23 protein-coding genes, 1 tRNA gene and 4 pseudogenes are annotated in these 25,909 nt (G+C 64.1%); 12 read left to right on the top strand and 16 right to left on the bottom strand.

Annotated elements, in window-relative coordinates; all coding sequences use genetic code 11:
• Nucleotides 1–16: 16 nt before the first annotated feature.
• A complete protein-coding gene (locus ACZYOF_RS04520; protein ID WP_130582007.1) occupies nucleotides 17–310 on the bottom strand; it encodes a GYD domain-containing protein in 294 nt (97 codons plus the stop codon).
• Between the two features lie 156 nt (nucleotides 311–466).
• Here ACZYOF_RS04520 and ACZYOF_RS04515 point away from each other — a divergent pair.
• A pseudogene (locus ACZYOF_RS04515) lies at nucleotides 467–1,205 on the top strand (aspartate/glutamate racemase family protein).
• A gap of 98 nt (nucleotides 1,206–1,303) precedes the next feature.
• Here ACZYOF_RS04515 and ACZYOF_RS04510 read toward each other — a convergent pair.
• Nucleotides 1,304–2,086 carry an SDR family oxidoreductase gene (locus ACZYOF_RS04510; RefSeq protein ID WP_463714946.1) on the bottom strand — a complete coding sequence of 261 codons (783 nt, stop codon included), beginning with the start codon at nucleotides 2,084–2,086 and terminating at the stop codon, nucleotides 1,304–1,306.
• Nucleotides 2,087–2,280: 194 nt separating this feature from the next.
• On the opposite strand from ACZYOF_RS04510, the gene ACZYOF_RS04505 reads away from it, so the two are divergent.
• The 4 genes from ACZYOF_RS04505 to ACZYOF_RS04490 all read left to right on the top strand — a co-directional run bounded on the left by ACZYOF_RS04505 (nucleotide 2,281) and on the right by ACZYOF_RS04490 (nucleotide 6,013).
• Nucleotides 2,281–3,108, top strand: a complete 828-nt coding sequence (locus ACZYOF_RS04505; RefSeq protein ID WP_130582009.1) for a phytanoyl-CoA dioxygenase family protein — start codon at nucleotides 2,281–2,283, stop codon at nucleotides 3,106–3,108.
• Between the two features lie 28 nt (nucleotides 3,109–3,136).
• On the top strand, nucleotides 3,137–3,943 hold the full coding sequence (locus ACZYOF_RS04500) for an acetoacetate decarboxylase family protein (RefSeq protein WP_463714945.1): 807 nt from the start codon (nucleotides 3,137–3,139) through the stop codon (nucleotides 3,941–3,943).
• A 103-nt stretch (nucleotides 3,944–4,046) separates the two neighbouring features.
• Nucleotides 4,047–5,270, top strand: coding sequence for an ABC transporter substrate-binding protein (locus ACZYOF_RS04495; protein WP_463714944.1), 1,224 nt, complete (start codon nucleotides 4,047–4,049; stop codon nucleotides 5,268–5,270).
• Complete coding sequence (locus tag ACZYOF_RS04490; RefSeq protein ID WP_463714943.1) at nucleotides 5,267–6,013, top strand: SDR family NAD(P)-dependent oxidoreductase; 747 nt, start codon at nucleotides 5,267–5,269, stop codon at nucleotides 6,011–6,013. Before ACZYOF_RS04495 ends, ACZYOF_RS04490 begins: the two co-directional genes overlap by 4 nt.
• Nucleotides 6,014–6,189: 176 nt before the next feature.
• Here ACZYOF_RS04490 and ACZYOF_RS04485 read toward each other — a convergent pair whose 3' ends face one another.
• From ACZYOF_RS04485 to ACZYOF_RS04455, 7 genes are all read right to left on the bottom strand, one after another.
• Nucleotides 6,190–6,960 carry an IclR family transcriptional regulator gene (locus ACZYOF_RS04485; protein WP_463714942.1) on the bottom strand — a complete coding sequence of 257 codons (771 nt, stop codon included), beginning with the start codon at nucleotides 6,958–6,960 and terminating at the stop codon, nucleotides 6,190–6,192.
• 204 nt (nucleotides 6,961–7,164) lie between these two features.
• Nucleotides 7,165–7,365, bottom strand: coding sequence for a hypothetical protein (locus tag ACZYOF_RS04480; RefSeq protein WP_463714941.1), 201 nt, complete (start codon nucleotides 7,363–7,365; stop codon nucleotides 7,165–7,167).
• An 81-nt stretch (nucleotides 7,366–7,446) separates the two neighbouring features.
• A complete protein-coding gene (locus ACZYOF_RS04475; protein WP_282531786.1) occupies nucleotides 7,447–7,572 on the bottom strand; it encodes a hypothetical protein in 126 nt (41 codons plus the stop codon).
• Nucleotides 7,573–7,648: 76 nt separating this feature from the next.
• A complete protein-coding gene (locus ACZYOF_RS04470; RefSeq protein WP_463714940.1) occupies nucleotides 7,649–8,260 on the bottom strand; it encodes a TorD/DmsD family molecular chaperone in 612 nt (203 codons plus the stop codon).
• Between the two features lie 36 nt (nucleotides 8,261–8,296).
• Complete coding sequence (locus ACZYOF_RS04465) at nucleotides 8,297–8,941, bottom strand: DUF3306 domain-containing protein (protein ID WP_463714939.1); 645 nt, start codon at nucleotides 8,939–8,941, stop codon at nucleotides 8,297–8,299.
• 20 nt (nucleotides 8,942–8,961) lie between these two features.
• A complete protein-coding gene (locus ACZYOF_RS04460) occupies nucleotides 8,962–9,438 on the bottom strand; it encodes a DUF3305 domain-containing protein (protein WP_463714938.1) in 477 nt (158 codons plus the stop codon).
• Complete coding sequence (locus ACZYOF_RS04455) at nucleotides 9,435–10,448, bottom strand: DUF6352 family protein (RefSeq protein ID WP_463714937.1); 1,014 nt, start codon at nucleotides 10,446–10,448, stop codon at nucleotides 9,435–9,437. Before ACZYOF_RS04455 ends, ACZYOF_RS04460 begins: the two co-directional genes overlap by 4 nt.
• Nucleotides 10,449–10,621: 173 nt before the next feature.
• Here ACZYOF_RS04455 and ACZYOF_RS04450 point away from each other — a divergent pair, with 173 nt between their 5' ends.
• Complete coding sequence (locus ACZYOF_RS04450; RefSeq protein ID WP_463714936.1) at nucleotides 10,622–12,616, top strand: 4Fe-4S binding protein; 1,995 nt, start codon at nucleotides 10,622–10,624, stop codon at nucleotides 12,614–12,616.
• 4 nt (nucleotides 12,617–12,620) lie between these two features.
• On the opposite strand, the gene ACZYOF_RS04445 is transcribed toward ACZYOF_RS04450, so the two are convergent.
• The 6 genes from ACZYOF_RS04445 to ACZYOF_RS04420 form a co-directional block, all read right to left on the bottom strand.
• A complete protein-coding gene (locus ACZYOF_RS04445) occupies nucleotides 12,621–13,625 on the bottom strand; it encodes a formate dehydrogenase subunit gamma (protein WP_463714935.1) in 1,005 nt (334 codons plus the stop codon).
• 56 nt (nucleotides 13,626–13,681) lie between these two features.
• Nucleotides 13,682–14,284, bottom strand: a complete 603-nt coding sequence (fdh3B, locus tag ACZYOF_RS04440) for a formate dehydrogenase FDH3 subunit beta (protein ID WP_463714934.1) — start codon at nucleotides 14,282–14,284, stop codon at nucleotides 13,682–13,684.
• A 12-nt stretch (nucleotides 14,285–14,296) separates the two neighbouring features.
• Nucleotides 14,297–17,251 carry a formate dehydrogenase subunit alpha gene (locus ACZYOF_RS04435; protein WP_463714933.1) on the bottom strand — a complete coding sequence of 985 codons (2,955 nt, stop codon included), beginning with the start codon at nucleotides 17,249–17,251 and terminating at the stop codon, nucleotides 14,297–14,299.
• A gap of 12 nt (nucleotides 17,252–17,263) precedes the next feature.
• The gene (locus tag ACZYOF_RS04430; protein WP_463714932.1) at nucleotides 17,264–17,491 is read right to left on the bottom strand and encodes a formate dehydrogenase; all 228 of its coding nucleotides are present in this window, start codon (nucleotides 17,489–17,491) and stop codon (nucleotides 17,264–17,266) included.
• Nucleotides 17,492–17,689: 198 nt separating this feature from the next.
• Nucleotides 17,690–18,856, bottom strand: a complete 1,167-nt coding sequence (locus ACZYOF_RS04425) for a cytochrome P450 (protein ID WP_463714931.1) — start codon at nucleotides 18,854–18,856, stop codon at nucleotides 17,690–17,692.
• An 85-nt stretch (nucleotides 18,857–18,941) separates the two neighbouring features.
• Nucleotides 18,942–19,718 (bottom strand): helix-turn-helix transcriptional regulator, encoded by a 777-nt coding sequence (locus ACZYOF_RS04420; RefSeq protein WP_463714930.1) that lies wholly within the window; start codon nucleotides 19,716–19,718, stop codon nucleotides 18,942–18,944.
• Nucleotides 19,719–19,949: 231 nt separating this feature from the next.
• On the opposite strand from ACZYOF_RS04420, the pseudogene ACZYOF_RS04415 reads away from it, so the two are divergent.
• From ACZYOF_RS04415 to ACZYOF_RS04400, 4 genes and pseudogenes are all read left to right on the top strand, one after another.
• A pseudogene (locus ACZYOF_RS04415) lies at nucleotides 19,950–21,099 on the top strand (ABC transporter substrate-binding protein).
• Nucleotides 21,100–21,122: 23 nt separating this feature from the next.
• On the top strand, nucleotides 21,123–22,337 hold the full coding sequence (locus tag ACZYOF_RS04410) for a cytochrome P450 (RefSeq protein WP_463714929.1): 1,215 nt from the start codon (nucleotides 21,123–21,125) through the stop codon (nucleotides 22,335–22,337).
• 11 nt (nucleotides 22,338–22,348) lie between these two features.
• Complete coding sequence (locus ACZYOF_RS04405; RefSeq protein ID WP_463714928.1) at nucleotides 22,349–22,672, top strand: 2Fe-2S iron-sulfur cluster-binding protein; 324 nt, start codon at nucleotides 22,349–22,351, stop codon at nucleotides 22,670–22,672.
• A 57-nt stretch (nucleotides 22,673–22,729) separates the two neighbouring features.
• Nucleotides 22,730–23,941 carry an ABC transporter substrate-binding protein gene (locus ACZYOF_RS04400; RefSeq protein WP_463714927.1) on the top strand — a complete coding sequence of 404 codons (1,212 nt, stop codon included), beginning with the start codon at nucleotides 22,730–22,732 and terminating at the stop codon, nucleotides 23,939–23,941.
• Nucleotides 23,942–24,021: 80 nt separating this feature from the next.
• Here the strand turns inward: ACZYOF_RS04400 and ACZYOF_RS04395 are convergent.
• Nucleotides 24,022–24,098, bottom strand: a tRNA-Arg gene (locus tag ACZYOF_RS04395).
• Nucleotides 24,099–24,397: 299 nt separating this feature from the next.
• Here ACZYOF_RS04395 and ACZYOF_RS04390 point away from each other — a divergent pair.
• Nucleotides 24,398–24,832 (top strand): annotated as a pseudogene (locus ACZYOF_RS04390) (protoglobin domain-containing protein); the annotation flags it as partial.
• Between the two features lie 377 nt (nucleotides 24,833–25,209).
• Nucleotides 25,210–25,749, top strand: a pseudogene (locus tag ACZYOF_RS04385) (methyl-accepting chemotaxis protein); the annotation flags it as partial.
• Between the last annotated feature and the right edge of the window lie 160 nt (nucleotides 25,750–25,909).

Here is a 25,909-nt window from a genome sequence, read left to right as displayed (position 1 = left end):
GACCTGGATGCAATCGTCAGAGCATGTTGCCGACGATCTTGGTCATCTCGGCTGCCGAATACGCCCGCAGCGTCTCGCTGCGAACATTGCCGAGCGCGCCGAGGCTCAGACTGAGCGACATCGCGGATGACTCATCCGGCGCCTCGATGAAGGTCACGACGTCATATCGCCCCTGGGTCCAGACGATCTCCTTCACCTTAACGCCGAATGTCTTCGCCATTTCCTTGAAAGCTTCCGCCCGTTTCGGGGACTCCTTGGCGTTGCGGATTCCCTGATCGGTGAACTTCGTCAGCACGACATAAGTTACCATGGCCGTCCTCCTTGGGTTAGGACCCGGTGCAACTTGGCATGAGGAAGTCGCGCCGAGCATGCCACAGCGGCCCACACGCGGCCACAGACTCCTTGAGGAAGGTCATGGGACGTGACCATTTTTGCCAGGCAGCTCCAACCGGGCTACGGTGGCGCCATGGCACCGACACGAATCCTGATCGTCAATCCCAACACCACCGTCACGATGACTGAGACCATCGCCGCCGCGGCGCGCGCGGTGGCATCTCCGGGCACTGAGATTGCGGCCGTCACCTCGGCGATGGGGCCTGTCTCGATCGAAGGGTATTACGACGAGGTGTTCGCGGTCCCCGGCCTGATCCAGGCGCTGTTGAGCACAAAGGACGCCGACGCCGGCATCATCGCCTGCTTCGACGACACCGGATTGGATGCGGCGCGATCGGCGGCACCATTCCCGGTGGTCGGCATTTGCGAGGCGGCGCTGGTCACTGCCGGCCAGCTCGCAAAGCGCATCGCGGTCGTCACCACGACGCCGCGCTCGGTCGTGCCGCTGCAAGAGCTGGTGCGTCGCTATGGATTTGCCGAACGGGTCTCGGTGACGGCATGCAATGTCCGCGGTGCTCAATCTGGAGAGACCGGGCTCCGGTGCGAAGGAAAAGCTCTGCGCGGAGATCGAGCGTGCGCTGGAAACGGGCGCGGAGGCGATTGTGCTGGGCTGCGCGGGCATGGCCGATCTTTCGGCCGCGCTGTCGCAGAAATTTGGCGCACCCGTCATCGATGGCGTCGCCGCCGCGGTGAAGCAGGCCGAGGCGCTGGTCGGCCTGAAGCTCACGACCTCGCGCCGCGGCGCCTATGCGTTTCCAGCCGTGAAGAGCTACACGGGCCTGCTAAAGGAATTCGCACCGAAGGGCGCGTGAGCTCGTCATTGCGAGGAGCGACAGCGACGAAGCAATCCATATCTCCGCAAGCGGCACCATGGATTGCTTCGCTTCGCTCGCAATGACGGAAAGAGTGTTTATGCTGACGACGGTGCGCCGTAGATCCGGTCACGCAGGCGGCGCATGCCGGCGAGCCAGCGGTCGCGATTGGATGCTTTCCGCTCCATGTATTCCTGCACCTGCGGGTGCGACAGGATCAGGAAGCGTTCTTCCTCCATCGCCTCGACCACGATCCGCGCGACTTCGGCCGGCTGCATCACGCCATCGACTCGCGCCGCGCTCGGGCCCGGCGTGGTCATGCCTGTCTGCACCGACTGCGGGCACAGCACGGAGACGCGGATGCCGCGGTCGCCATACTGGATGGCAAGATGCTCGGCGAGCGCGACCGCGGCGTTCTTGGTCACGCCGTACGGCATCGCGTTGAGCGAGGCCAAGAGGCCCGCGGCCGACGCCGTGTTGAGGAGATAGCCGGAGCCGCGCGCGAGCATGCCGGGCACCAGCGCCCGCGACGCGAACACGTGGCTCATCACATGCACGCGCCAGCTCACGTCCCAGTCGGCGTCGGAGGCCGTCTCCTGTCCCTTGCGCGACAGCCCGGCGTTGGAGAAGAAAATGTCGACCGGGCCATATTTGGCTTCCGCCGCCGCCACCAGCGCCTTGATGTCCTCTTCCAGCCCGACGTCGGCGGTCACCGCCAGCCCGTCGATATCGCCGGCGACGCTCGCAAGCCGCTCGCGCGTGGTCCTGAGATCGGCGACGACGACACCGCGTGCCCCGGCCTCGGCATAGGCCCGCGCCAACGCCTCGCCGATACCGCCAGCCGCTCCGGTCACGACGCAGACCTTGTCTTTCACTTGCACGACGGAGCACTCCCTCTTCGGTTTGACTCCATCTTTTCGCCGCCCGGCGGCACTGGCAACCGCTTTCTGGACGACGCCTCTAGGCCCGATTCGGACGCAATCAGGCCCGCGGAACCGCCACCCGTGGCTTGACTCGGGTTTGAAATCTGATTTCATATATGCAAATAAGAAGTCATATATGAAATGAGGAAACCATGGCCCTCCTGCCCGAAGCTGCAATCGCCCACTACCGCGAGCACGGCTATTACGCGCCGATCAAGGTCATGTCGGCAGCCGAGGTCGAAGGCATCCGCAGGAAACTGGAGGCGCATGAGACCGCGCACGGCCTGCTGAAGGGATCGATGCGGCACAAGAGCCATCTGTTGTTCACCTGGCTCGATGGGCTGATCCGCCATCCGGCCATTCTCGACGCGGTCGAAAGCGTGATCGGCCCCGACATCCTCTGCTGGAGTTCCTCGTTCTTCATCAAGGAAGCCCGCGATCCCGGCTTCGTCTCCTGGCACCAGGACTCGACTTATTGGGGGCTCGACCCCGCCGATATCGTCACCGCATGGGTCGCGCTCTCCGAGAGCACCGCCGAGAACGGCGCGATGCGCGTCATTCCCGACACCCAGACGCTGGAGCAGGTCGCCCACCGCGACACCTTTGCCGCTGACAACCTGCTGACGCGCGGGCAGGAGATCGCGGTCGACGTCGATGAGAGCAAGGCCGTGATGCTGCAGCTTCGGCCCGGCGAGATGTCGCTGCACCACGTCCGCCTGATCCATGGCAGCGACCCGAACCCGTCAGCGAAGCGCCGGATCGGCTTTGCCATCCGCTATCTGCCGACCCATGTGCGGCAGGTTGTCGGAACGAACGACAGCGCCACGCTGGTGCGCGGCGTCGACCGCCACAGTAACTTCGCGCCGGAATATGCCCCGGAACGCGACCTGTCCGACGCCGCGATTGCCTTCCACGCCCATGTCATGGGCGACCAGCAGAAGGTCTTGATGCGGAACACGCAAGCGAGCGCCATGCGATGAGCATGCCGCCGAAGGAGAGCAAGCCCAGATGACCGACCTGATTACCGACCCCAACGATCCGCGGCGCCGCATGTTCGGCGATTACCGGTTGAAGGCGAACAGCGGGGTCAATCCACCCTATTCGCCGGCCTATCCCGTGGAGTGGGGCTGCACGTTGCGGACGGTCGAGATCATGACGCGCGTCGCGCCGGGCAAAGTGGCGAGCCTGCTCGCCGATACCCCGTTCGAGATCGCGAGCGACCGCGTCGCCTTCCGCTTCATGGTGTCGCCGGGCCATTCGCTGGCGGTGCATGCCGGGCAGATGTTCGATCTGATGATCACCGTTCCCGTGCGCTACAAGGGCCTGTTCACCGAGACGCATATCTTCATGTACTGCAGCGACCCGATGGGTATCTGCGCCGGCCGTGAAGTCTTCGGCTACACCAAGAAGGATGCGCACTACACCTTCAATGAGCAGCCGGACGGCTCGATCAACGGATCGGTCAGGCGGCGCGGCATTGCGCTGGCGGATTTTTCCTTCACGCCAGACCCGACGGCGCCGGTCATCCGCATCGTCGACGGCAGCGAACTGCCCGCCGGCGAGATCCATGTCCGCCGCCTGCCGCATCCGGAGCGCTTGGAGACGGCCTATGCCGACATCGCCTATCGCCGCACGCCGCTGAAATATTCCGCGCCGCTACCAGGCCGCGCCACAATGACGCTGCACTCAAGCGAATACGACCCGATCGCGGATCTCAAGCCGGAAATCCTGGGCGCGCATTTCATGGTGTCCGAGGTCTATGGCGGCGGTTTCGAGGTCGAAGACCGGCGACTGATCGAGCGCCTGATTCCATGAACGACAACATCGACCCGCGCGCCAAGCACGCGCGGGCACAAACATCCGTGCGAGAGCGCGGGCCACACAAGGGAGGGTTTTGGATATGATAAAGAGTTTTTGGTTGAATCGCCGCCGGCTGCTGGCCGGCCTTGGCGGTATGGCATTGGGCATCACGAGCCTCAGTGTACAAGCGCAGGAGCCCGGGCCGCTTCGGCTCGGCGTGCTCACGGATATGTCGAGCCTTTATGCCGACGTCACCGGGCCCGGATCGGTGCTGGCGGCGAAGATGGCGGTCGAGGATTTTCAGGCCGCGCCGCACAAGATGACCCGGCCGATCGAAGTCATCAGCGGCGATCACATGAACAAGGCCGATCTCGCCGCCAACATCGCGCGCGAATGGATCGACCGCAACAATGTCGACGCCATCATCGACGCGCCGAATTCCTCGGTGGCGCTCGCGGTGCGCAACGTCGTGCAGCAGAACAACAAGACGCTCCTGGTGTCGGGCGCGTCCTCGTCCGATCTCACCGGCAAATCATGCTCGCCAAACCTCGTGCACTGGACCTACGACACCTACGCGCTGTCATCGGGCGCCGCGCGGGCGGTCGTTGGCAGCGGCGGCAAGACCTGGTTCACGCTGACCGCCGACTATGCCTTCGGGCACGCGATGGAGGCGGACGTCAAGAACGTCGTGCAGAAACTCGGCGGCAAGGTCGTCGGCGGCGTGCGCACGCCGATCAACAGCCAGGATTTCTCCTCCTTCCTGCTGCAGGCGCAGGGTTCGAAGGCGGAGGTGATCGCCCTGATCAATGCCGGCGGCGACACCATCAATTCGATCAAGCAATCGGTCGAGTTCGGCATCCCGCAGGGCGGCCAGCGCGTGGTCGCGACCGTGCTTTATCTCAGCGACGTGCATTCGCTGGGGCTGAAGACGGCGCAGGGCCTGCAGTTCACCGAATCCTTCTACTGGGATCTCAATGACGATACCCGCGCCTGGTCCAAGCGCTTCGCACCGCGCAACGGCGGCCGCTATCCGACTGCGCTGCAGGCCGGGGTCTATGCCGCTACGCTGCATTACCTCAAGGCCGTCGACGCGCTCGGAGCCTCCGGCGACGGCAAAGCGGTGGTGCAGGAGATGAAGAAGCTGCCGACCGACGATCCCCTGTTCGGCAAGGGCAGCGTTCGCGCCGATGGCCGCAAGCTGCACAACATGTATCTGTTCGAGGTCAAGAAGCCGGAAGAGTCCAAATATCCCTGGGACTATTACAAGCTGATCAAGACCATTCCGCCGAGCGAAGCGTGGCGACCGCTGGAGGAAGGCGGCTGCGACTTCCTGAAATCATGAGCGGCGAAGTAGCGCTCGTCACCGGTGGCGGTGGCGACATCGGCAGGGCAATCGCGCTCGCGCTGGCCCGGACCGTCTCGGCCGTCGCGATCGTCGATATCGATGAAGCGGCGGCCGCGGCAACAGCGCGCCTCGTTGAGGCGGCCGGCGCCAATGCGCTGGCCATCCGCGCCGACGTCTCGAGCGCGGCGGAGACGGCGGCGTTTGTCGAAACGATCGAGCAGAAGCTTGGTCCGATCGGCATCTTCGCCAACAACGCCGGCATCGAAGGCGTGGTCGCGCCGCTGCACGAATACCCTGAGGATACGTTCGACCGGCTGTTGCAGGTCAATGTGAAGGGCGTATTCCTCGGTCTCAAATACGTGCTGGCGAAGATGAGGCCACGCGGCCGGGGCGCGATCGTCAACACCGCATCGACCTCGGCGATCCGTGGCCGTGCCGGGCTCGCCGGCTATGTGGCGTCCAAGCACGCGGTGCTCGGCCTGACCCGCACCGCGGCGCTGGAAGTGACGGGAACGAAGATCAGGGTCAACGCGATCCTACCCGGTCCGATCGAGTCGCGCATGATCCAGGAGCTCGAGGACCAGGCGCGCGAGCGCTCAGTCGCGCCACGGCGAAGCGGCGGTGCGCCACATGGAAAGCCGGAGAATATCGCCGATGTCGTCGCGTTTCTCGCTTCCGACGCCGCCGCGCATGTCAACGGCGCAGCCTGGGTCGTCGATGCCGGCATGACGGTAGGTTAGAGAGAAGTCCGCTTCACCTCCCCTTGAAAAGGAGAGGTCGGTTTGCGCGTACAACGCGCAAACCGGGTGGGGATCGTCTCTCTCCACGAGCACTTGCGCCCGGGGCTTGACCCCCAACCCGCCCTCCCCCTTGCAGGGCCCTTCCAGGGGGAGGGAGCACACCTGCATCGTGGCTGCTAAGGCACGCCGCCGATCTTCTCCGACACGATCTTCGCGGCGGCGCGCAACTCGGTGGCGATGGTGGCGGCTTCGCCGGCGGAGATGCGGCCCTCCCGCACCAGTGGCACGGTCAGCGCAGCGACCGCGCGGCCTGACGCTTCGACGATCGGGCAGCTATAGGCGAGGATACGGGTATAGCCGTCGTCGTTGGAGAAGTTGCCGCCCTCCTCCGAGATTCGATCCAGCGCCGCGAGCGCCTTCTTTCCGCTGATCCGGTCGTTCGCGGCGATGACCTCCGCGAGCTCCTGGCGCCGGCCCTCGAGCTGGAATGCCGCGAGCACCTTCGCCGACGCATATTGCTGGGTCAGCGGAAACACGGCGCCGACCTTGACCGACCAGCCCATCAGCCATTCCGGCTCGATCCGCGCGATCACCATGAACTGCTCGCCGTGCAGCACGGTGAGATGGCAGGACAACCGCACGCGGCCGGCAAGCTGCTCCATCACGGGCAGCGCGGCCTTCAATAGCCGCTCGGTCGGCGGGAATTGCGAGGCGATCCGGAACAGTTGCAGGGTCAGCGTGTATTCCCCCGTCGCCGGATCGCGCGTGACATAGCCGCGACGCTCCAGCGCCACCAGCATGCGGAAGATCTCGCCGACGGAACGGCCGACCCGCTCGGCCAACTGCTTCTGGCTGAGACCGCGCGCCTCGGCCGACAGCGCTTCCAGAAGATCCAGCCCCTTTTCAAGGGCGGGAGCGCCCGGTTGCACATTCTTTGCCTTCTTCATCCGTGAAGCCTTGGGACATGCCAGCACATCATCTCCCCGCCGCAGGCGGCAAGGGAACGAAGCCTGGATGTACCTGATCACCCGCGCGACGAAAAGTTATCTGCGCGGTTGGCCCACGTGGACAACCTCCACGGCTGTGAATTGCCTCAACGATCCGCGGTGGACGCCAACTGGATGTGCTCGGGGATTCCGGCGAAGAACGATCTATTTCGTCGGTGTCGGATAGACCAACGATTGATCGTCGATCTCCTGAGCGGGCAATTTCTCGACGCCGGCCATCGCATGCAGTTGCGCCAGCGGCGGCATGGCCGTAGCGGTCAATTCAAGCGAATGCGGCCGCCAGAACAAGGTTCCAATAACAATGACAACGGCAATAGCGACAACTGAAATCATTGAGCGGATCATAGGGCATCTCCCTCTCCACTCAAATGAGTCTGCGCTATCAGCCTAGGGTTCGAGACCCGCGCCGATTGCGGATCATCGCTGCTAAACCCTAGCGCTCGGCAAGGCGAAGGCTGTCGTTGCTGATTCCTGCACGAAATTGTCGAGAATCACCGCCGCTCCAACCGCGACGACGACGGCGAACAGGCAGGCCAAGACGAACGCGCGCATCGTGTTTCTCCTCCTCACGTCATTTTGTACCACAGTTCCGCAGCGGATGAGTCCCCGCCGCGGGCAAAAGCGGCGTTCAGGCGGAAAGTGCGAACGCCTCGGCTTCGATGTCGATGAAGGTGCGCCCGAGCGCGCCAACCGATGCATAGAAATCGGCCGATCTTGCCCGTTCCAGGTCGATGAAGAAGCGCCTGATCCAGGGCGAAAGATGCCGCTCGAAGAAGTCGCGGTCGGCGCCGTCGGGCGCGGCGATGCTGCCGCCAGCCAGACCCGCCATGATCTCGCAGAGGAATCCGGCGTGATCCTCCGGATCGCTCCGCCCCGGTGTCTTTTCGATGCCGAGACCATCAAGCGTTTCCCGCACCCGGACCAGCGGCCGCCCATACAGCGTCTCGGCGAGATAATGCGACGCATAGGGCAGCAGCGCCCCCTCCCCCAGCCCGGCAAATAGCGCAAAGAATTCGCGCGACGCGCGCTCTTGATCGGTCCGCCGCGCCGCTTCGGCCAGCGCTATATGCACTATTCCGACCGGGCTGGCATCGCCACGCAGGGCGGCGAGACGGGAAAGAAGTTCGGCGTCCGGGCTGCGCGTCAGCAGGGTCGCCAATAGCGCGTATTCCTGCGCCCGCGCGCGGTCGATCTCATCGACAACGCGCCCGGCAGCGCCCTTTGGAATTGAGTCCGTCATGGTTCGATCCAAAAAGACATGCCGTTTCGTCGAGCGTTAGCGCGGCAATGCGCTGCCATGACGCCGCTTTCGGGGAGAATCCTGCGCTTCCTCGACAGGCGCTTGCTCGCCCTGCGCGCCCGAATCCGGCGTTTCATTCGATTGTGCACCGGCATCAGCCAGCGACGGCTCGTCGGTCGCGAGCGGCGGATCGGGAGCGGGCTCGCCGGAATCGGCCGTGCCGGGACCAACCGGACCAGCCGGCGACGTCGTATCCACAAGCGCATCCGGAATCTGCTCCAGCCGCCGCGAGACCTGCGCCAGAACATCGGCGGCGCTTTCCGTTGGATCGAGCGGGCCGAACCCCGGAATTGCGTTCGGATCGTTGAAGTCCCACTGGTTCTCCGCGATGCCGACGAAGTCGCGAATGGCGGGGTCGCTGGTCCAGGCCCGGCGCAACGCCGCGCGGGCCAATTCGGCCGGAACGCCGGCGCGCAGGAACGCGGTAATATCGGTATTGGCGGCGATCGATTCGATTGACGGCAGGCTGGCGAGGTCCAACGGCTCATCGCTCACCGCGTCGGCCGCAGGCAACGCGGCCGCTTCTTCACTGTCGGTCGGAGAAGCCTCCGCATCCTGGCGCTCTTTCGCGGCCTGCTTCAGCCGCGCCCAGCGAAGGAAAACATTGTGCTCTTCAGCCACGGTCGGTTCTCTCTCATATCCTACGTTGGCGGCCCCTGCCGATCGCGCTGCCGCTTGATGAAGGGGCGCTCGACATGATGCGCGGCAACAAATCGCTCAACGATTTGAACGATACTTGCGGGCATCGGCACCGCGTCGACCAGATTGCTGCCGGCGTCGGTGAACGCCTCGCCTTCGGCCGGATCAGCGGTGACCGCGAGCAGTTCGTAAGGCGGCTCGGAGCCGGTCGGGCGCAGGTTGACCCATAGTGCGGGCGAGCCCGATGCGAGATTGTCGCGATAATTGGCGGTCTCGGTGCGGTGCAGTTCGATCACCGCCTCGCCAGCATAGAATAACGTCACCTCTCCTTGCCTATCGAGCGGCGTCCATGGGTCGGCCGACGGGTTTCCGGCCAAAACCGAAATCGGCCGCCACAGGAAGTCGGCCCAGGCACTCCTGCCCTTGCGCCGCTCGACCACAACTCCCACGGAAATGCGCTCCAGCGCCGTCGATATCAATTGACTGCCTCCGCATTCGCAATCGGCAAGCCGGTGATGAGGTTTTGCGGCTTCAACCGCAACACCCCGTCGGTGGTCATGGCGAGCAGCAGATGGACCGGGTCGCCCCTGACCTTTTCGATCATACAGGCGGGATCGCGGAACGTCAGCCGGAACAGGCCGACCAACTGGGCGCGCGAGCCGTCATCGAGATCATCGCCATGCCAGATCGCGTCGCCGATGCGGGTGGCATCGGAGCTCAGCCCGACATACCAGTTCCATGACGCCTCGCGCAGTTCCGCCACGGGCTCGACCTTGGCCTCGATCGCCAGCAGATGCGCAAGCCAGCAGGCAATGACATCGCCAAGCGCGGCCAGACCGCGCCCGCCCGCGGCCAGATCGAGCGCCATGTCGAACCGGTCGCTGCGCTCCCAATAGCCGCCCGCCGTGGACTCGTTCAGCACGTCGACCTCGGTGGCGTCAGGCAACCCGAGCAGCGCCATAAGCGGCGACGCCGAGTGCCGGCCGGTTACGGAGCCGCGTTCCTCGTCGACGGCGAGGACCGAGGCCCCTTCGATCATGAGCTTCTGCGGGCGGAAAAACATCTCAGCGGCGCGCAGCATGAAAGCATCGCGGCAATCATCCAACGCATTGCGCAGGATGACCTGCACCAACTGACCGACGAGGACCTGGGGAAAGGCAATATTGCGCCTGACGATCGCAAGATAGGCGGCCTCGAGGCTTCCGTGCTTCACTAGGTGATCCCGCCAGGCGATCATCGTCTGCCAGTTCTCGCGCGCATCGGCGTCGGCGATCACCTCGATATGCCCGGCTGCGACCGACCGCCGCGGGTGACGCAGCAGCGCGCGATGCAGCTCCTGCTCCGCCGCGCAGGCTTCCGGTGGGGGCATCAACTCGGGCCGAGCCAGATAGACCTTCAGGAAGTCGTCGGTGACCCGCAGCCGGTCGTTCTCGCCGCGGTCGAGCAGATGATGGCCGCAAGCGAGCCAGAAATCACGCGGCGCGCTCATCGGATGCTCCCTACAATTCGGCCATACCGCCATCGTATTTTGCCGGACAGCCAGTATATACTTTCCACAAATTCCCGGCCAGTTTTGCCGGGCGTACCGCACAGCCACAAGAGTCCGTGACCGCAATGGCTGATTCTGCGCGACGCGTTCTGGTCTGCTCGTGCGAGGGTACGATGCCACTCGACGGCGATGCTATGCGTCGCGGCTGCCATCATGAAATGACGACGGCAACGCAGCTCTGCCGCGTCGAACTCGATCGCTTCCGAGCCATCGCCGCTGAAGACGGCCCGCTCACGGTCGCCTGCACCCAGGAAGCGGCACTGTTTTCCGATGTGGCTGAGGAAAGCGGCCGCACGCAATCCATACAATTCACCAACATCCGCGAGACCGCCGGCTGGTCCAATGACGCCGCGCGCGCGGGACCGAAAATGGCGGCGCTGCTTGCGGCGGCGGCCGAGACTGCACCGCCGGCGCCATCGGTTGAGCTCGAAAGCGGCGACGTCATCCTGATCTGCGGCCGCGATGAGACCGCGATCGAAGCCGGCAATCTGCTCAAGGACCATCTCGACGTCACTGTTCTGATCGAACCGCCCGCCGCCGTCGCGCCGCCGCGCAATGACGAATTCCCGGTGGCGAAGGGAAAGGTGACCGCGGCGCGCGGCCATCTCGGCGCGTTCGAGGTTACGGTCGACGATTTCGCCGAAGCCGCGCCCTCGTCGCGTAGCACGCTGCTGTTCGGCCCTGCCCGCAACAATGCGCGATCGAACTGCGACATCATCCTCGACCTCACCGGCGGCGCGCCATTGCTCCCGGCTGCGGATTTGCGCGACGGCTATCTCCGCGCCGATCCCGCTTCCCCCGCGGCGATGCTGCAGGCCGTGCTCAAGGCACGCGATCTCGTCGGCACTTTCGAGAAGCCGCGCTATGTCACGTTCGACGCCAAGCTGTGCGCGCATTCGCGCTCGGGACGCATCGGCTGCACCCGCTGCCTCGATCTCTGCCCTGCAGGCGCAATCACGCCGGCCGGCGATCATGTCGCGATCGATCCGAACATCTGCGCGGGTTGCGGCCAATGCGCGGCGGCCTGCCCGACCGGCGCCGCGTCCTACGCGCTGCCGCCGGAAGACGCACTGATGCGCAAATTGCGCGCGATGCTGATCGCCTATCGCGAAGCCGGCGGCGAAAAGGCGATCGTGCTGGTGCATGACGACGCACACGGCGCGCCGCTGATCGACGCGCTGGCGCGGTTCGGTGATGGGCTGCCGGCCAACATGCTGCCCTTCGCAGTCAACGAGGTCACGCAGATCGGGCTCGAGAGCATCGCTGCCGCCTTCGCCTATGGCGCGTCCGCGATGCGCTTCCTGCTGCGGACAAAACCGCGCCATGACGTCGCGGGCCTGACGCGGACGATGGCGATCGCCGATCCGATCCTGGCCGGGCTCGGCTTCGGCACGGAGAGGATCGCCACCATCGAGACCGACGATCCGGACACGCTGCTCGAGACATTGCGCGCAATCCCGTCATTACCATCGGCGCCGCGCCCGGCGAGTTTCCGGGCCACGGGAAAGAAACGCGACGTGCTGCGTTTTGCGCTCGGCGAATTGCATCGCGCCGCGCCAGCGCCTGTCGATATCATCGCGCTGCCCGTGGGCGCACCGTTCGGCGCCGTGGAAGTCGATGCGTCCGGCTGCACGCTGTGCCTGTCCTGCGTATCGGCCTGCCCGACCAGCGCGTTGCGCGACGATCCCGAGCGGCCGGTGCTGCGTTTCGTGGAGGATGCCTGCGTCCAGTGCGGCCTGTGCAAGTCGACCTGTCCGGAGCACGTGATCACGCTAGTGCCGAGGCTTGATTTCGGCGCGGCACGAGCCCCTGCCCGCATCCTCAAGGAGGAAGAGCCGTTCTCGTGCATCCGCTGCGGCAAGCCGTTCGGCGTCAAGAGCACGATCGAGCGCGTGGTCGCCAAGCTCGAAGGCAAGCACTGGATGTATAAGGATTCGCCGCGCAAGCTCGACGTCATCAAGATGTGCGACGATTGCCGCGTCAACTTCGTCGCCGAACAGGGCTTTGAATCCTACGGCGTGGCGAGCCCGACCGTCCGCACCACCGACGACTATCTGCGCGAGCGCGACGCGCAACCGCCTCGCGGCGGCAATCGCGACCGAAAATGAGCAGCTATTCCGCCGGCGTCGCCGTGGGTTCGGCGCGCCCCTCGCCCGCCAGCTTCTTGGCGAGCCACTGGTCGTGATGTTCCTTGGCCCAATTGAGGTCGACCTCGCCGGTGCCCATCGCTTCGAACGCGCCCTCCATCCCGACCGTGCCGATATAGATGTGGCCGAGGATCAGGGCGATGAACAGGATGGCCGTCACGGCGTGCACCACCTGCGCGAGCTGCATGCCGAGGATATCGGTCCCATAAAACGGAAACAGCAGCAGGAATCCCGAGGCTGACACGGCAATGCCCGCCGCAATCGACAGCCAGAACACCATTTTCTCGCCGAAATTGAAGCGGCCCGACGGCGCGTGTCTGTTCTTGATGAAGCCGCCGCCCTGCTTGAGCCAGTCGATATCCACCTTCTCCAGGAGATTGTCCCTAAGGAAGATCACCAAGATCAGGACGAGGCCTGCCACGAACGCGAAGCTCGTGAAGTTGTGTACGTATTTGGCGGCCTGCGAGATGGCGGCGAACGTGTCCGGCCCGACGAGCGGCAGCAGCACGGCCTTGCCGAAGGTGATGTTCAGCCCGGTCAGTCCGAGGATCACGAAGGACGCTGCCGTCAGCCAGTGCGCGAAGCGCTCGAACGCCTTGAAGCGAACCACTTTCTGGCCCGAGCGCCCGGCTGAGATCGGGAGCCGCCCGAGGATCAGATAGGCGATCGCCAGCAACGCCACCGTGCCGAGGATCACAATCGCGCCGCCCCAGCGCAGCAGAACCTGGTGGAAATAGTCCCAGGTCCGTCCCGCCGGCTGGATCAGCACGCCGGCCTTGGTGTCGGGAATGTCGATGCGGCCGGTGATGCGCGGCACCTGCTGCAGCAATTCGCGCTGGCTGGTGACGCTCGCGGTCGGGTTGGGTGCGCCGTCGGGACTGAGCTTTTGTGCGAGCACAGGCGCCGCCACGGCGACAGCAAGCAGCGCCAGGACCAAGGTCGCCAGACGAAAGCGTGCGAGAAACGTCATGACCGTTACCCTGTTCTCATCCCCGCGTTCATCGCAGGCCGTATGAGCCTGTCCGCTCAGACCCCAACGTCCTCGTGGTACGCCGTGGTCCAGCCCCAGGCGCCGGAACCATAGCCCCGCTTGCGCACCCGCTCGCCGTAGATCTGCGCAATGATGTCGCCATCGCCGGCCAGCAGCGACTTGGTCGAGCACATCTCCGCGCAGAGCGGCAATTTGCCCTCGCCGAACCGGTTCGAGCCGTATTTGGCGAATTCCCCGGCACTGCCCGGCGCCTCCGGTCCGCCGCCGCCGGCGCAATAGGTGCATTTGTCCATCTTGCCGCGCGAGCCGAAATTGCCGACTTGCGGATATTGCGGCGCGCCGAACGGGCAGGCGTAGAAGCAATAGCCGCAACCGATGCACTGATCCTTGTTGTGCAGGACGACGCCGTCCTCGGTCGGGAAGATGCAGTTCACTGGACAGACCGCCGCGCAGGGCGGGTCCGTGCAATGCATGCAGGCCATCGAGACCGAACGCTCGCCAGGCTTGCCGTCATTGATGGTGACGACGCGGCGGCGGTTGATGCCCCAGGGCACCTCGTTCTCGTTCTTGCACGCGGTGACGCAGGCGTTGCAGTCGATGCAGCGGTCCGCGTCGCAAAGGAATTTCATGCGTGCCATCGTCTGTTCCTCTCACGCGGCCCGGATCTGGCAAAGCGTCGCCTTCGGCTCCTGCATGCCGGTCGCAGGGTCGTAGCCATAGGTCGTCAGCGTGTTCACGCTTTCGCCGAGCACGATCGGATCGGCGCCTTTCGGATATTTGCTGCGGAGATCGGCGCCCTCGAACCAGCCGGCGAAATGATAGGGCATCCAGGCGACGCCCTTGCCGACGCGCTCGGTGACCATCGCCTTGACACGGGTCCGCGAATTACTCTCGGCGCCGGTCACCCACACCCAGCCGCCGTCCTTGATGCCGCGCTCGGCGGCGTCGGCCGGGTTGATCTCGACATACATGTACTGCTTCAGCTCGGCGAGCCACTTGTTGGAGCGCGTCTCCTCGCCGCCGCCTTCATATTCCACCAGCCGGCCCGAGCTCAGGATCAGCGGGAACTGCTTTGAGATGCCGCGGTCGACGGCGGCCTTCTGCACCGAGAAGCCGATATTGGGCATGCGGAACTGCTTGGCGTCGGGCAAGGTCGGATAGTCGGCAACCAGATCCGGACGCGGCGTGTAGATCGGCTCCCGATAGACTGGTATCGGATCGGGCAGGTTCCAGGCGATCATGCGCGCCTTGCCGTTGCCGTACGGCGAGCAGCCGTGCTCGATCGCGACCCGCTGGATGCCGCCGGACAGATCGAGCGACCAGGACACCGTATCGGGGTTGGCCGAATTGACGCGCCGGATGATCTCCATTTCCTGCGGCGTCAGCTCGTTGTCCCAGCCGAGCTTTTTCAGCACGCCCAGGGTAAATTCGGGATAGCCGTCCTTGATGTCGGAGCCAACCGAATAGGAGCCCTCGGCGAGGAGATTGTCATGATCCTCCCGCTCCACCTCCTGCCCGTTCTCCATCACCTTGCGTTTTACGACGCGCTCGACGCCGAACCGCGCGCGGAAGCTGCCGCCGCCGTCCTTCACCGAAAGATTGTTGTTGTAGAGGATCGGCGTGCCCGGATGCCTGAACTCCGGCGTGCCCCAGCACGGCCATGGCAGGCCGTAATAGTCGCCGCCGACCTCCGGATCGTCCTTCGGCGCCCGCAGCGTGACCAGGTCGAACTTGGCCTGGTTCTTCATATGGGCCTTGAGCCGCTCCGGCGATTGCCCGCAATAGCCGGTCGACCAGCCGCCGCGGTTGATCTCGCGAAGAATGTCCTCCGCCGACACCGCGCCGTTCTCGACCTTGATGTTCTTGAACATCAGGTCGGCAAAGCCGAGCTTGTTGGCGAACATATACATCGTGTCATAGTCATTCTTGGATTCGAAGATCGGCTCGACGATCTTCTCACCCCATTGCAGCGAGCGGTTGGAAGCGGTGCGCGAGCCGTCCATCTCGAAGCTCGTGCAGGCCGGCAGCAGATAAGTGCCGTTCTTGCGCTCGGAGACCACGGACCACGCCGTCGGATAGGGATCGCACACCACCAGGAGCTCGAGCTTCTCGAGGCCGCGCACCGCTTCGGGCATCCGGGTGATGGTGTTGACGCCATGTCCCATGATGAACATGGCCTGCACCGGATTGGGCTGGCTGATCTGGTCTTTCGGCAGCAAGGTCGCATCGAACCAGCGCGTGCTCGGAATGCCCGGCGTTTCCATCAGTTGCTTGCTCGGGAAGCGAGACTTCATCCAGTCGTAATCGACTTCCCACACCCGGCACCAATGCCGCCAGGCTCCCTCGGCAAGGCCGTAGTAGAGCGGCAGCGTCGTCACATCGAGGCCGAGATCGGTCGCGCCCTGCACGTTGGTGTGGCCGCGGAAGATGTTGGCGCCGGCGCCGGGCATGCCGACATTGCCGGTGGCAAGCAGCAACAGGCAACTGGCGCGGACATTAGCGGTGCCGGTGGCGAACTGGGTCTGCCCCATCGCCCAGATCAGCGTCGCCGGCTTCTGCTTGGCGAACAGTTCGGCGATATGCTTGACCTGCGCCTCGGGCAGGCCGGTGACCCGCTCGACCTCCTTCGGATTCCACTTCGCCGCCGCCTTGCGGATTTCATCGTCGCCGTAGACGCGCTGGCTGATGAATTCCTTGTCCTCCCAGCCGTTCTCGAAAATGTGCCACAGCATGCCGTAGATGGTGGCGATGTGGGTGCCCGGGCGCACCCGGACATATTCGGTCGCATGCGCCGCGGTCCGCGTCATCCTTGGATCGACCACGATCATGTTGGCGCGGTTGAGCTCCTTGCCCTCGAGGATGTGCTGCAACGAGACCGGATGCGCCTCGGCCGGATTGCCGCCCATCAGCAGGATGGTCCTGGCGTTGCGGATGTCGTTGTAGCTGTTGGTCATCGCGCCGTAGCCCCAGGTATTGGCTACGCCGGTGACGGTCGTCGAATGGCAGATGCGGGCCTGGTGGTCGGAATTGTTGGTGCCCCAGAACGCCGCCAGCTTGCGGTTGAGATAGGCGGCCTCGTTGGTGAACTTGGCCGAGCCGAGCCAATAGACTGAATCGGGACCCGCCTTCTGGCGGATCTCCATGAGCTTGTCGCCGATCTCATTGATCGCGGTCTCCCAGGAGATGCGCGTCCACTGGCCGTTGACGAGCTTCACGGGATAACGCAGGCGGCGCTCGCTCAGGACGTCGTCGCGCACCGCGGCACCCTTGCAGCAATGCGAGCCGCGATTGATCGGGCTGTCATAGTCCGGCTCCTGCCCGATCCAGACGCCACTGGCGACCTTGGCGATGACGGAGCAGCCGACCGAACAATGGGTGCAGATATTCTTGCGGGTCTCAACGGGCGCGCCCGCAGGCGGCGGCGGGCCGGCCTCCACCTTGCGCACGCCGTTCAGCGCGAGCTCGCCGAGCGCCGCGAGCGTGCCGGCAGCGATGCCCGAACGCTTCAGAAAAGTGCGGCGATCCAATCCGCCGCCTGGCCTGTCCGCTTGCGCGAGAACAGGCCTTGCACTTCCTCGACGACGATCCGACTTCCTGATCAGCACGAACGCCTCCCTCTAGCGGGCGCCGGGATAGCTGTTGACGCGGTAGAAGTCTCGAACCTCAGCGGAATCGGCCTGATAGCGCGCCCTGCGCTTGTCCTTCATATCGACAGATTGCGCGGGTGCCGATAGCGACAACAGCGCGCCGACGGCGGCCGCGCCGCTACCCGCGATGGTCAGACGAAGCAAATCACGCCGAGGAATTTTTCGCTCAGGGTTTTCCTTCTCAGGATATTCCTTCATCGCGGCGCGCTCCCAAAACCAGGTTCGCTATTCGCTACGCTACTCCGCGCGATGCCGGACTTCAATTGCGAACCGATCACCTCGCAGTGCAGCAAGCGTTACCATCCGCGCACCGCGACAGCCGGTCGCATCCAGTCGGAAAAACCTGGACGTGCCGTTCTCTGTAGCTATCCGTTGAAAGCGAATCTCTTGAGGTGCCTAACCCCAGGCAACAGGTAAATTGAGCAACCCGCGAAACGCCCAGCCGCCGATCCGCACAGGCTCGTTCTCGACGATGCGGAGGTTCTTCAGTCTGGCAAAGACAGCCGGAAGCGCAACATCGGCGACCATGGCGCGCGAGGCCCAGGCGCCGGCGCAGAAATGCGGGCCGGCGCCGAACGCGATGCTCTTGCTGGTGTCGCGGCCAAGGTCGAACTCATCAGCGCGTTCGAAATGCTTTTCGTCGCGGTTTGCCGAGCCGAACATCAGGAACACCCGATCCTCGGGCTCAAAGGCAACGTCACGGATTTTCCACGGCTTGGCGATGCGGCGCGGCGACATGCCGATCGGCGAGATCCAGCGGGCATATTCCTCGAATGCCTGCATCCAGGGAATCTTGCCATCCATCACCGATCTCAGTTGATCTGGGTGCGTCAGCAGCGCCCACGCGGTGCCGGCGATCGCGTCGCGCGGTTCGTTTTGACCACCGCTGATCGAAAGCTTGATGTTGGCGCGCACGCTCTCCATCGGCATGCCGGACGCGAGCATCACACCGAGCAGGCTTTGATCGGGCTTCTTGCTGAGCACCGGCAGCATGTCGTCGATGGCCGCATCGATGCCCGAAGTCGCGGCGTGACAGCGCGCCTCGACGGCGGGGTCTCCAATATAATTGGCGATGCCGTCAATCATCCCCTGCGACCACGCGTTCATGTCCTGAAAGCGCATGTTGGTCAGCCCGGTGATCGATTTCAAACACTCCGCCGAGAACGGCAGCGCGAAGTCGCGCACGAAATCGCATGCACCCGCGGGCTCGAGCTCGGCGATGATGCGGTCGGCATGGGCCTTGAATTGCGCCGTCCAGTAAGATTTGACGGTCTTCGGAGATACCGCAGGAAAGATCGCCTTCCGCTCCGACAGGTGCGCCTCGCCGTCCTTGCGCATCATGTTGTGGCCCATCAGCCTGTTCATCAGGCCTGCGGGCTGGTGCGATGAGAAGACGTCGATCTGCTTTTCCGAGATGAAGATGTCATCGCGACTGCAGAGCAGCGTGCTGCCGAGCTGCGGCACTAATGCGATCGGGGCATCCCGACGCAAATTCGCAAGCATCGGATAGGGATCGCTCCAGAATGCCGCGACGTCGATATCGATACGAGGCGCAGTGCTCACGGTTTGGCCCTCCGGGTATTCCTCAAAGGGTATCCGAGGAGTCGGAGGGACGTCTGTCCCGCTGGTTGGGGACAGGAACTCCCGGCTAGTGCGCGGAGCGGGGCAGCGCCATCAGGCGCAATGCAATGCTGAACAGTTCGTTTTGCGAGGAGATACCAAGCTTCTCGTAGGCTCGCTTGCGATAGGTGAAGGTCGAGTGCAGGCTGATCCCGAGATCCGCCGCGATCGCCTCGGATCCATAGCCCGACAGGATCCGCAAGCAGACGTCCTTTTCCCGGCCGGTCAGCTTGAGGAACGGCTCGCGGGTCGAAAACAGCGTCTGCAGTTTTGTCGGAGCCTCTGCGACAATCTCCTCCTGGCAGTGGCGCGCCACGATCGCGGTGATGGCCGGCGCCATGTTGCAGAGACGTGCGGCTTCGTTGCGCGTAAACCGGCCTTGCTCCGTGGTCCGGTAGAAGTTCACGTAGAAGCAGGCGCTGTCGACCCAGATCGCGGCAGCGATCTTGTCCACGATCTCCGCATCCTCAAAAAACATCTTCCGATAGCTGTCGCTATACATGCGGCGGGAAAAGCTCGGCAGGACGATCGGGCGAGGCGCCGCTCGCTGGTGCAGGATCGTCTCCCGGTTCGGATCGGCCAGATGAAAGTGCTCGGAATACGCGGCGCCGAGGTCCGGCCCGATGCCGATGTTTCCGATTCCCAGCGCGCAACGCGCCGTCCGCTCCGTCTCAAAGGCAAACACCATGCAATGGCCGACACCGGCCACGGCCCGAACCGTATCCATCAGGACCTGCGAGAACGAAGGCCGGCCGATGGCAAGCACCATCGGCGCAAGGACGCCTGACGAATCTCCCGGTTCCATCGCTCCTGTCCCCATCGCTTCCTCCGAATTTTTCTTCAAGCCTATCAGCAACATCCGCGGGTTTGAAGCGTCTCCTGCGACATCCCGCACCCCTTTTGGGCCGGCATGTGTCACCAATCAGGGGGACAGACGCACACCGCGAGACAGGCGATAATTGCAGAGCGCGGATGTGCCTGACGTCCTCGGCGTATCCGCGCGCCTTGAAAAAGAATTCTTGCGGGAGGGACTACAATGAGGCTGGGCCTTGCCGGGCTTTGGATCTTCGTGACCGCGGTTCTCTGCGCCTCGGGCGCGAATGCGGACATCAAGGTTGGGATCGTTGTCTCCGCGTCCGGACCGGGCTCGGCGCTCGGACAACCACAGATGCGAACGGTTGCGGCACTGCCGAAGGAGATCGGCGGCGAAAAAGTCGTCTACATCCCGCTCGACGATGAATCTGATACCACCAAGGGCGTCCAGAAACGCCCGGCGCCTGGTGATCCAGGACGGCGTCGACATCCTGATCGGATCGTCGCTGACACCAGTGACGATGCCGATGCTCGATATCGCCATGGAATCGAAAACCCCGATCATCTCGCTGGCGGCTGCGACGGCCATCGTCCAGCCGATGGACGACCGCCGCAAATGGGCGTTCAAGGTCGTGCCGAACGATGACCTGATGGCCGCGGCCATCCTCAAACATATCGCGAAATCGGGGATCAAGACGCTGGGCTATATCGGGGTTTCGGATGGATATGGCGAAGGCTATTACAAGGAGGTCAGCCGGCTCGCTCCGACGCTTGGCCTGACGGTGACGACGCATGAAGTTTACGCGCGCGCCGACACCAGCGTCACGGGCCAGGCCTTGAAGGTGATGGCGACCAATCCGGAGGCGGTGTTCGTCGCATCCGCGGGCACGCCGGCCGTATTGCCCCAACAAGCCCTCCGCGAACGGGGCTATGCCGGCAAGATTTTCCAGACCCATGGCGTCGCGACCGAAGAGTTCATCAAGCTCGGTGGCGCCAATGTCGAAGGCGCGGTGTTTACCGGGGAAGCGTTCACCATCGCGGAGGACCTGCCGGCAAACGATCCGTTCCGGCTGGTGCGAGAAGAACTTGTCTCTGCCTACGAAAAGGCCAATGGACAGAAGCCGAACATCTTCGCTGCGCATTTGTGGGATGCCGTCGCGCTGTTCAAGAGGGCGGCGGCAAACGCCTTGAAGGCCGCCAAGCCGGGTACGCCAGAATTCCGGGCTGCACTGCGCGATCAGCTTGAGCGCGGCAAGGACGTCTATTTGAACAACGGCCTCTCCACCATGAGTCCGACCGACCACAATGGCTACGACGAGCGTTCCGCCTTTCTCATCAAAGTGGATGGTGGAAAATTCCGGCTGATGCGATAGGGCAAGCAAGAGGGAGGACTTGAATGAGCACACTCGGCTCCTCTTCCACGACCAGCGCCGTTCCGCATCTGGACGTTGATCCCTTTGCGATCGAGTTCTTTGCCGATCCTTTCCCGATCCATGAGGTCCTGCGGGAAGCGGGGCCGGTCGTGTATCTGGATAAGTGGAACGTCTACGGCGTTGCGCGCTACGCCGAAGTCCATGCGGTGCTGAACGATCCTGCGACCTTCTGCTCCAGCCGCGGCGTGGGCTTGAGCGATTTCAAGAAGGAAAAACCCTGGCGGCCGCCGAGCCTGATTCTCGAAGCCGATCCGCCCGCCCATACCCGGATGCGCGCCGTGCTCAGCCGCGTGCTGTCTCCGAGCGTCATGAAGCAAGTGCGCGACGGCTTCGCTGCTGCCGCCGAAGCAAGGGTCGACGCGCTACTCGACAAGCGCAGTTTCGATGCGATCGAGGATCTGGCGGAAGCCTATCCACTCTCCGTCTTCCCGGATGCGCTCGGACTGAAGGCCGAAGGCCGCGAGCATCTGCTCCCCTATGCCAGCCTGGTGTTCAACGCGTTCGGTCCGCCGAACCAGTTGCGGCAGGAGGCGATCGAACGTTCGGCGCCGCACCAGGCCTACATCGCCGAGCAATGCCAGCGCGAAAACCTCGCACCCAGCGGCTTTGGCGCCTGCATTCACGCGCGCGTCGATGAAGGGGAGATCACTGCCGCGGAAGCGCCGCTCCTGGTGCGCTCGCTGCTGTCGGCCGGCCTCGATACGACCGTCAACGGCCTCGGTGCGGCCATCTACTGCTTGGCCCGCTTTCCGGATCAATGGCAATTGCTGCGCGATAATCCGACACTGGCGCGCAACGCCTTCGAGGAAGCGGTGCGCTTCGAAAGCCCGGTCCAGACCTTCTTCCGCACCACCACGAGAGGGGTCGAACTCGGCGGCGCGCCGGTCGGCGAGGGCGAGAAGGTCCTGATGTTCCTCGGCGCGGCCAACCGCGATCCGAGGCGTTGGGACCAGCCTGACAGCTACGACATCAACCGACGCACCAGCGGCCATGTCGGCTTCGGCTCGGGCATTCACATGTGCGTCGGCCAGCTCGTGGCCCGCCTCGAAGGCGAGGTGATGCTGTCGGCCTTGGCTCGCCGCGTCGCGAAAATCGAGATCATGGGGGAGCCGAAGCGCCGCTTCAACAACACGCTGCGCGGGCTTGACAGCCTGCCCGTTACCATCACTCCGGCCTGACGAGAGGCGCGATGACTGCGATTACCTTCATTCGTCCCAACGGCCGAAGCGATCGGGTCGAGATCAGCGACGGCGAGAGCGCCATGCAGGCCGCAACCCGTCATGGGCTGGATGGCATTCTGGCCGAATGCGGCGGCAACGCCATGTGCGCCACCTGCCATGTCTATGTCGACGATGGCTGGCTGGCGCGCCTCCCCGCGATGGGCGACGAGGAAGACGCCCTGCTCGACGGCACCGCCTGCGACCGCCTACCGAGCAGCCGTCTGTCCTGCCAGATCAAGATGACGCTCGAACTCGACGGGCTGGTGCTGCGCCTGCCGGAACGGCAGGTCTGAGCAACGATCGGCTGCGCGAAGAGATCGCTGCGCGAAGACATGACTGAGGAGAGGATGATGAAGCGGTTGGGCTGGACCCTTGTGCTACTCGGAAACCTGACGGCGAGCGCAGCGAGCGCCGAGATCTCCGACAGCATCGCGCGCATCGGGGTGCTCAACGACATCTCCGGCATTTTCCAGGACACCAACGGCATGGGCTCGGTGGAAGCCGCGCGGATGGCGGCGGAGGATTTCGCCGGCGGGGGCAAGAACAGCAAGGTCGAGATCGTCTATGCCGATCACCAGAACAAGGCGGATGTCGGGTCCGCGATCGCACGCAAATGGCTCGACGTCGAGGCGGTCGATGCGATCGTCGATGTACCGAATTCGGCCGTCGGCCTCACCATCAATTCGCTGCTTCGCGGCACGCGGATGACCTTCCTGGCGTCTTCGACGGCAAGCTCTGACCTGACAGGCAAGGCCTGCTCGCCCAACACCATTCAATGGGTCAACGACGCCTGGGCCACCGGCAACACTACCGCGGCAGCTATGATGCAGCGCGGCGGCAAGGACTGGTACTTCGTCACGGTGAACTATGCTCTCGGGCAAGGCATCGAGGCGGAAGCGACCAGCTACATCGAAAAGCACGGCGGCAAGGTGCTGGGCTCGAGCAAACATCCACTCGGCACCTCCGACTTCGCGTCGTTCCTGCTGCAGGCCCAGAACTCCAAGGCCAAGGTTATCGGGCTCGCCAATGCCGGCGGCGACACCATCAACGCGGTCAAGCAGGCTGCCGAGTTTGGCATCCAGGAAGGCGGCCAGACACTGGTCGCGTTCCTGCTGTTCATCAATGACGTGCACGGCATGGGACTGAAGGTCGCGCAGGGACTTCAGCTCCTGGAAGCCTTCTACTGGGACATGGACGAGGACACCCGCGCCTTCGCCAAGCGATTCGCCGCGCGACCGGGCATGAACGGCAAGATGCCCAGCGGCAATCAAGCCGGCGTCTACGCCTCAACTCTGGCCTATCTCAACGCGGTCGCCGCAACGGCAAGCGACGATGCCAAACAGGTCGTGCCCCAAATGAAGAAGTTCAGAGGCAAAGACAAGCTTTTCGGCGACGTCGCCATCCGCCAGGACGGCCGGGTCATCCACCCGCTCTATCTGTTCGAGATCAAGAAGCCCGAGCAGTCCAAATACCCATACGATTACTACAAACTGATCGCGACGATCCCGGCCGAAGAGGCATTCCGGCCGATGGCGGAAGGCGGCTGTTCGCTGGTGAAGTAGGAGAGGTCCTGAAATCGGCGGAACGGATGCAGTACGTCAAGAACTGCCCGTCTTTATCGGGTTTCCTGCGTCCGGAAGAATGGCGATCCCGGGAAGACTCGAACTTCCGACCTACGGTTTAGGAAACCGCCGCTCTATCCGGCTGAGCTACGGGACCGCGAACCCCTCTCTCGGAGCTTCGGCACCTCATAGCAGACTGAAAGTCCGATCGCCAGACTCCGCGGCGGTCGGCGCCGCTCGCGGCTGATCGCGTGAGAAAGGGTTCCGGCGCGCTGTCCGTACCTGGTCGAAGGGCCGCTTCCGCGAATACGCGCGCGCCAGATGTGAACAACAAGTTAACCGGCTGACCTGCCTTGCTTGATCCAGATCAAGGTCATCTGGCTCGAATCGCGCAAGAATCCGGAGCGGCCGCTTTCGGCCGTCCCCACCTCACTCCTTCCCCATCCGGAGCACTCTGTGAATAGCGCCGGCGGCTTTGCCACCCGTCTCGCCTTCCATCGCATCGACCATCACACCACTGCCTTGTTGCGCGAGGCGCGCAGCCTCGTCATCGATGCGCTGCCCGGGATCCTTGACCGCTTCTACGATCACGTCAGCCGCTTCGCGCAGACCGCGCGCTTCTTCCGCAGCCGCGAGCACATGATGCATGCCAAGCAGATGCAGATAAAGCACTGGTCCATCATTCTGGAGGGACGCTTTGACGCCGACTATGAAGCATCCGTGACGCGGATCGGCGAGATTCACAACAAGCTCGGGCTCGAGCCGAGCTGGTATATCGGCGGCTACAATGCGCTGTTGTCGGATCTCGTGAGCGAGGTCGCGATCCGCATGCCGGTGCGCATGCTGAGTCGCGGCTCCGCAGCGAAGCAGGCCGCGATGCAGCGCGCGATCGTCAACGCGGCGCTGCTCGACATGGATATTGCGCTTGCCGTCTACACCGAGGCCGAACGCCGCGACCGGCGCCAGATGCTGGACCGGCTGGGGCGACGGATTTCGAGACCGCGATCGGCGGCGTCGTCGGCATTGTCGCCTCCGCATCCACCGAGCTGCAGGCGGCGGCGCAATCGCTGCAAGGCGCGACCGATCGCACTTCGGCGAAGTCGGGTCTGGTCACGGTCGCCTCGCGCGAGGCAACGACGAATGTCAACGCGGTCGCCGCCGCAGTCGAGCAACTCACCAATTCGATCCGCGAGATCGGCGCGCGCGTCACCGATTCGGCCCGGATCGCGACGGAGGCGACTGCGGCAATCAATGCCGCCGGCGACAAGATGCAGAAGCTCTCGGCCGCCGCCCAGCAGATCGGCACCATCGTCCATCTCATCACCGACATTGCCGGCCAGACCAACCTGCTCGCGCTCAACGCCACCATCGAGGCGGCGCGCGCCGGCGACGCCGGGCGCGGTTTTGCCGTGGTTGCGCAGGAGGTCAAATCGCTCGCCGAGCAGACCGCCAAGGCGACGGCCGACATCGCCGCGCAGATCGGCGACATCCAGCAATCGACCACGGAGTCGGCAAGCGCCATCGGCGATATCGTCGGCGTGATCCGCTCGATGGGCGAAGTGTCGACCGCGATCGCCTCCGCCGTCGAGCAGCAGGACGCCGCCACCAGCGAGATCTCGCGCAACATCCAGCAGGCGGCCGTCGGCACCAGGGACGTGTCTGAGAATATCGAGGACGTCACGCATGCCGCCGAGGAGAGCGGCGGCAGCGCATCGAATGTGCTCGATGCGGCGGGCGAATTGTCGCGGCAGTCGGAGCTGCTGCGCAATGAAGTGTCAAAATTCCTCGCGACCGTGAAGGCCGCCTGAGAACGTTCCGAGCAGACGCCGCTGTGGTTCTGCATCCTGGGCGGGGCGGAAAACGGTGGCGGCCGGGCGAGGTAAGCGAAATCCTCGTCGCTGTCGCGTGGGTTCCATCCGGACCCAAGCCCACTGTGTGAATCGCGGCGACAACGACCGCGGCCAGCTT

The sequence above is a fragment of the Bradyrhizobium sp. LeoA1Lang genome (assembly GCF_055413685.1).
This window is presented reverse-complemented; position numbering and strand designations above follow the sequence as displayed.

What these genes read in the sequence shown, in the direction of transcription:
- ACZYOF_RS04445 (WP_463714935.1), bottom strand. Translation starts at nt 13,625, where the DNA reads ATGACGTTTCTCGCACGCTTTCGTCTGGCGACCTTGGTCCTGGCGCTG.
- ACZYOF_RS04410 (WP_463714929.1), top strand. Translation starts at nt 21,123, where the DNA reads ATGAGCACACTCGGCTCCTCTTCCACGACCAGCGCCGTTCCGCATCTG.
- ACZYOF_RS04505 (WP_130582009.1), top strand. Translation starts at nt 2,281, where the DNA reads ATGGCCCTCCTGCCCGAAGCTGCAATCGCCCACTACCGCGAGCACGGC.
- ACZYOF_RS04405 (WP_463714928.1), top strand. Translation starts at nt 22,349, where the DNA reads ATGACTGCGATTACCTTCATTCGTCCCAACGGCCGAAGCGATCGGGTC.
- ACZYOF_RS04490 (WP_463714943.1), top strand. Translation starts at nt 5,267, where the DNA reads ATGAGCGGCGAAGTAGCGCTCGTCACCGGTGGCGGTGGCGACATCGGC.
- ACZYOF_RS04480 (WP_463714941.1), bottom strand. Translation starts at nt 7,365, where the DNA reads ATGATCCGCTCAATGATTTCAGTTGTCGCTATTGCCGTTGTCATTGTT.
- ACZYOF_RS04400 (WP_463714927.1), top strand. Translation starts at nt 22,730, where the DNA reads ATGAAGCGGTTGGGCTGGACCCTTGTGCTACTCGGAAACCTGACGGCG.
- ACZYOF_RS04420 (WP_463714930.1), bottom strand. Translation starts at nt 19,718, where the DNA reads ATGGAACCGGGAGATTCGTCAGGCGTCCTTGCGCCGATGGTGCTTGCC.
- fdh3B (WP_463714934.1), bottom strand. Translation starts at nt 14,284, where the DNA reads ATGGCACGCATGAAATTCCTTTGCGACGCGGACCGCTGCATCGACTGC.
- ACZYOF_RS04475 (WP_282531786.1), bottom strand. Translation starts at nt 7,572, where the DNA reads ATGCGCGCGTTCGTCTTGGCCTGCCTGTTCGCCGTCGTCGTCGCGGTT.
- ACZYOF_RS04500 (WP_463714945.1), top strand. Translation starts at nt 3,137, where the DNA reads ATGACCGACCTGATTACCGACCCCAACGATCCGCGGCGCCGCATGTTC.
- ACZYOF_RS04485 (WP_463714942.1), bottom strand. Translation starts at nt 6,960, where the DNA reads ATGAAGAAGGCAAAGAATGTGCAACCGGGCGCTCCCGCCCTTGAAAAG.
- ACZYOF_RS04470 (WP_463714940.1), bottom strand. Translation starts at nt 8,260, where the DNA reads ATGACGGACTCAATTCCAAAGGGCGCTGCCGGGCGCGTTGTCGATGAG.
- ACZYOF_RS04455 (WP_463714937.1), bottom strand. Translation starts at nt 10,448, where the DNA reads ATGAGCGCGCCGCGTGATTTCTGGCTCGCTTGCGGCCATCATCTGCTC.
- ACZYOF_RS04520 (WP_130582007.1), bottom strand. Translation starts at nt 310, where the DNA reads ATGGTAACTTATGTCGTGCTGACGAAGTTCACCGATCAGGGAATCCGC.
- ACZYOF_RS04450 (WP_463714936.1), top strand. Translation starts at nt 10,622, where the DNA reads ATGCCACTCGACGGCGATGCTATGCGTCGCGGCTGCCATCATGAAATG.
- ACZYOF_RS04430 (WP_463714932.1), bottom strand. Translation starts at nt 17,491, where the DNA reads ATGAAGGAATATCCTGAGAAGGAAAACCCTGAGCGAAAAATTCCTCGG.